Consider the following 4,946-nt stretch of genomic DNA (forward strand, 5'->3'; position numbering starts at 1 on the left):
CTATTACAGAAAGGGCGGGATGAAAACGATGATCGTCTTAGGCGGTAATATGTACGATGATTCAACTATTGAGCATTTTTTGAAAGATGCAGCAGCTATTGGGTATGAGGGTGTCGAGATTCGTGGAGTTGGTGAATTGAAAGATGGTCATATCTCGCAAGAACGAGCGGAGCAGATTAAAAGCTTGCTTGCAGGATATCGTCTTACTCCGATCAATCTTTCGTTATTTGTTGGGAATTTTGCTTGTAATACGGAAGAGGAAAATCAAACGGAGTTTCTGAAGTGGGAGCGTTATCTCAATTTTGCCTCGACGATTGGATGCGGCATGATGCGATTGAATCCAGGCTTCCAGCATTCTGATGAGGTGTCCAAGGAAGATTTTGCGAAGTCGGTGAAGTGGTTTCAACAATGTGCGGATGCGGCAAGCAATCGAAATATCCGGGCAGTTATTGAAATGCACCATGGCACGCTTTGTGATGATGCCGATTCCTCACTCACTTTTGTTGAAGCCGTAGGACGCAGTAATGTTGGTCTGATCATGGACCCAGTCAACTTGTATCAGGTTCCAACGGAGTATGGGATAGAAACCATTAAACGTTTGAAACCATACCTTTTCAATGTTCATATTAAGGATATTGTGAAATTGCAAGGAAACCAGTATCCATGGGCTTTCGAATATAGTGATTATGTGCCGCACATCGGTCGATACCATAGGGTCATACCAAAGATGAGCAAGCAAGAAGATCAATACTTTTGTCACCGACTTATCAATCAGGGTGGAATTGATTGGTACGAAGTGTTCCGAGGGCTGGAACAAATCGGGTACAGTGGTTACCTCACGGTTGAAAGCGTGAGCAAGCCGGGCTCCGATCTTCCCGTACATACCGAATTAGCTCAGCAATGCTACAACGATGTGCAGCACCTGCTTAGCGTCACAAAATCTAACGTTAACGTATAAAAATCGTTGAGGAGTGTAGGCTGCTGTGGAACAATCGGAAAAACCTTATTCGTTTTCACTGTTTGTGAAGCATTGGAAAGATAAAACAGCTCCCGAGCTGGCCAGCTTTGTAAGCCGCATTGGATTTGACGGCATTGAACTTCCGATTCGAGAGGGATTTCAGGTAGAGCCTGAGACAGCTCGGAAAACACTGCCGGAATTTGCAAAGCAGCTAAACGAGCAGGGGGTCCAAATTTATAGCGTTGCGGCGTCAACCGATGAATCGATATTCGCCGCATGTTCGGAAGCGGGGGTACCGCTGATCCGCATCATGGTCAATATCGATCCGGATGGCTATAAGGCGACGGAAGAGAGGACCAAGCGGAAGCTGGAAGCGCTTGTCCCGCTTTGCGCTAAGTATGGAGTGAAGGTAGGCATCCAGCAGCATTACGGAAACTATATCATCGATTCGAATGGCATTATGCAGTTGATGAATCCATTAAACCCTGATCATATCGGCGTAGTCTGGGATGCTGCACACGACGCATTCGCGGGACAGCAGCCTGAATATGGATTGGACATTGTTTGGTCCCATCTGACCATGGTGAATTTGAAAAATGGCTATTTTATGCGAAGCAATGGACCCGAGGCCGAAACAGCGGAGTGGAAGCGGCATTTTACGACAGGGCGGCACGGTATGGCACACTGGCCGAGGATTGCAAGCTATGTGAAAGAACGAAACTATACTGGCGTCATCTGTTTGACGGCAGAGTACACGGATTTGGCAAACAAAGACCGCTACATCACCGAAGATCTTGCTTATGCGAAGTCGCTTTTTAAGTAAAGGGAGGTGCAGTACCAATGGCAGCTCAGAGTGAAGTGCATATGGGGAGTATCCCGGAGGTTGTCCCGCAAAGCAGATGGAAACATGTGCTGCATGGACTTAGACGAGACAAATTTCTGTATGTGTTAATTGCTCCAGGTTTATTATTTTTCCTGATATTTAAATATGTCCCAATGTGGGGAGTCGTCATCGCCTTCCAAGATTACTCCCCCTATATGGGGGTATCGGGAAGCCCTTGGGTTGGTTTTGAGCATTTTATCCGTTTTTTCTCCAACCAGGACTTCTACCTATTATTCCGAAATACGATGGCTATCAGTTTGTTGAGTCTGGTGTTCTTTTTTCCGCTGCCGATTTTACTGGCCTTATTATTGAATGAACTGCGCAATGAAGTTTACAAGAAATGGATTCAATCGATCGTCTACATGCCACACTTTCTATCGTGGGTTATTATCGCAGGAATTACATTTTTGTTGTTATCGCAATCTTCTGGAATTATCAATAAGATGTTAGTTAGTTTAGGGGCTGCGAAATACGACTTTTTAACGAACGAAAATAACTTCTGGATCCTGCTTACGATACAGAACGTCTGGAAAGAGGCTGGATGGGGAACGATCATTTTCCTTGCTGCTGTTGCGGGTGTTGATCCTGGACTGTATGAAGCGGCCAAAATGGACGGAGCAGGCCGGTTTCGGCAAGCTTGGCACGTAACGCTGCCTGCGATTCGAAGTGTCATTATCATTTTGTTCATTCTCAAGCTCGGGCACATTATGGATGTTGGATTCGAGCAAGTATTTCTGATGATGAACGGTGCCGTTTCCAATGTGGCAGATGTATTTGAAACGTATGCCTACCGTCTTGGTATTCAACAGGGACAGTTCAGCTTCAGTACCGCCGTCGGTTTGTTTAAATCTGTGGTTGGATTGATTCTTGTTATTGCAGCCAATAAGCTGGCTAAACGATTTGGTGAAGAAGGCGTATACTGATCTCCGCAAATAGGGGAAACGGGGTGAGAATAATGAATCGAAGATTAGGCGACCGCCTATTCGATACGATGAATATAATCGTACTCGGCATGATAGCAATCATTACGATTTTTCCGCTTTATTATGTCTTTGTTGTTTCGTTTACTGATCCAGCAGGCAGGGAAGAAGACTGATCATGTTATTAATTCTAATCACCCTTTTGTTCAGTCCAGGACTGATCCCGCCCTACTTGCTGGTTCGTGACTTAGGATTGATTAACAGCGTCTGGTCATTAATTCTACCGGTGCTGACAAGCGGGTGGTACGTTATCCTCATGAAAAGCTTCTTTGACAGCATTCCTGTTGAATTAGAAGAATCCGCCATCATTGACGGATCAACGGATATTGGCGTTTTCTTTCGAATTGTCCTTCCTCTATCGCTTCCTGCGCTTGCTGCTTTTGGATTATTCTATGCAGTGGCGTACTGGAACACTTTCTTTAGTGCGGTTCTATACATCAATGATTACACCAAGTGGCCACTCCAGCTCGTGCTCCGCAATATGTTAATCGATTCATCGACTCAAGCTGGGGGATCGGCTGCTGCAGAGATGATGGCGGAACAAAGCATCCCTACCGAAACTTTAAAAATGGCAGCTGTCGTTATTGCGACGTTACCCATCCTGTGTGTTTATCCGTTCCTGCAAAAGCATTTTGCCAAAGGCGTCATGCTGGGTTCGGTGAAAGGATAATCTTTTTAAAATGAATGAGGAGGGTTCGTATGAAAGAAAATGAGAGGTCAATGACGAGCAAAGCGGTGCCTGTATCGCTAGCCTTCATGATGGTAGCATCGGTCCTGTCGGCTTGCTCTGGCGGAGCAGCACCAGCTTCAACAACGGGAACAGGAGCGGCTGCGGACAGCGGTCCACCAACAGAAATTAGCATTTTTACAGAGTTTAGCACACCGGAACCACCAGCGGCTGATAATCCAGTAACCAAGGAATTCGAGAAGCGTACCAATACCAAGTTGACGATTACCTGGGCATCTCCTAATGCGTGGGAAGAGAAACAGAACGTCATGCTGGCTTCAGGCGACATGCCTGATTTGATGAAAATCAAAGACATGAAGCAAACGCAGGCAATCACGATGATCAAGCAAGGTGCTTTCTGGGATCTGACGCCATATTTGAAGGATTATAAAAATTTGTCGGCCTATCCGAAAGAAATTATGGACAGTGTCAAAGTTAATGGCAAACAATATATTCTGCCGTCTGTACGACCTCTTCATGGAAGCAGTTTTTTTAATATCCGCCAAGATTGGTTGGATAACGTAGGGCTGAAGATGCCGCATACAATGGATGAATTCTATACCGCTTTGAAAGCTTTCGTCGAGAAAGATCCCGATAAGAACGGCAAGGCGGATACCTACGGATATAACGGAAAGAACTGGGAGAAAGTGATTGATATTTTTAATAAAAGTAATGGCAAGTGGAAAGAACAAGACGGCAAACTGGTGGACACTGATCTGGAACAAGGGACCAGAGAAGGACTTGTTTATCTGAACAAGATGTACAAGGATAAAATATTGCCTGAAGACTTCGTTGCTATGAAAACAACTGACTTTGAAAACATGGCGAAAGCTGGTAAAGTTGGTGTTCAAGTGGATACCACAGAGGGGGTTTTCCGGGCCACGGAAGGTGCGCAAAAGCTGGATCCGAAAGCGGATTTCGTCGCTATGACTTATCTGGAAAGCTCAGCGGGTAAAATGGTTCCTACTGGTTCTGGATTTGCAGGACTATACGTGATCCCGAAAAAAGTCCCTGAAGCCAAAATGAAGAAAATTCTCGCTTTGATGGATTACGGCGCATCCGAGGAAGGTTTCGAATTGGCTTGTTATGGTCTCAAGGATATCCACTTCACCGTGGTGGACGGTTTCAAAACAGCGACAGAGCAAGCCGTTAAAGATAGTGTATCGCAAAGCTCATTTGGTAAAATCTTCGAAAGATTCGATCCTTACTTATGGGCTTATCGCGTAGGCATGCCGAAAGCGACCTTCGAGCGAAACAAAAAAATCGTGGATGAACGTGCAAATTACGGAGTACCTGATGTTTCGATTGGTCTGATGTCCGATATTGACTTGAAAATGGGACCAGACTATAAGAAAAAGATGGATGATATGAAGGTCAAAGTGATTATGGGGAAAGAGC

General features: G+C 45.2%; 4 protein-coding genes and 1 pseudogene. All 5 read left to right on the forward strand.

The genetic code is table 11. The features are described 5' to 3' along the window. On the forward strand, nucleotides 1–958 hold a 958-nt coding region (locus AC1DUA_RS32025; protein ID WP_477503582.1), incomplete at its 5' end, for a sugar phosphate isomerase/epimerase family protein. A gap of 25 nt (nucleotides 959–983) precedes the next feature. Further along, on the forward strand, nucleotides 984–1,781 hold the full coding sequence (locus tag AC1DUA_RS32030) for a sugar phosphate isomerase/epimerase family protein (RefSeq protein WP_477503583.1): 798 nt from the start codon (nucleotides 984–986) through the stop codon (nucleotides 1,779–1,781). A 41-nt stretch (nucleotides 1,782–1,822) separates the two neighbouring features. Beyond that, a complete protein-coding gene (locus AC1DUA_RS32035) occupies nucleotides 1,823–2,764 on the forward strand; it encodes an ABC transporter permease (RefSeq protein ID WP_477503585.1) in 942 nt (313 codons plus the stop codon). Between the two features lie 32 nt (nucleotides 2,765–2,796). After that, nucleotides 2,797–3,491, forward strand: a pseudogene (locus AC1DUA_RS32040) (carbohydrate ABC transporter permease). A gap of 29 nt (nucleotides 3,492–3,520) precedes the next feature. Then, the coding region (locus AC1DUA_RS32045) for an extracellular solute-binding protein (protein WP_477503584.1) at nucleotides 3,521–4,946 on the forward strand (1,426 nt) is incomplete at its 3' end.

The organism is Paenibacillus sp. 01T422 (assembly GCF_056398785.1).

Excerpts from the sequence above, each read along its gene's own strand:
- AC1DUA_RS32035 (WP_477503585.1), top strand. The coding sequence starts at position 1,823 with ATGGGGAGTATCCCGGAGGTTGTCCCGCAAAGCAGATGGAAACATGTG.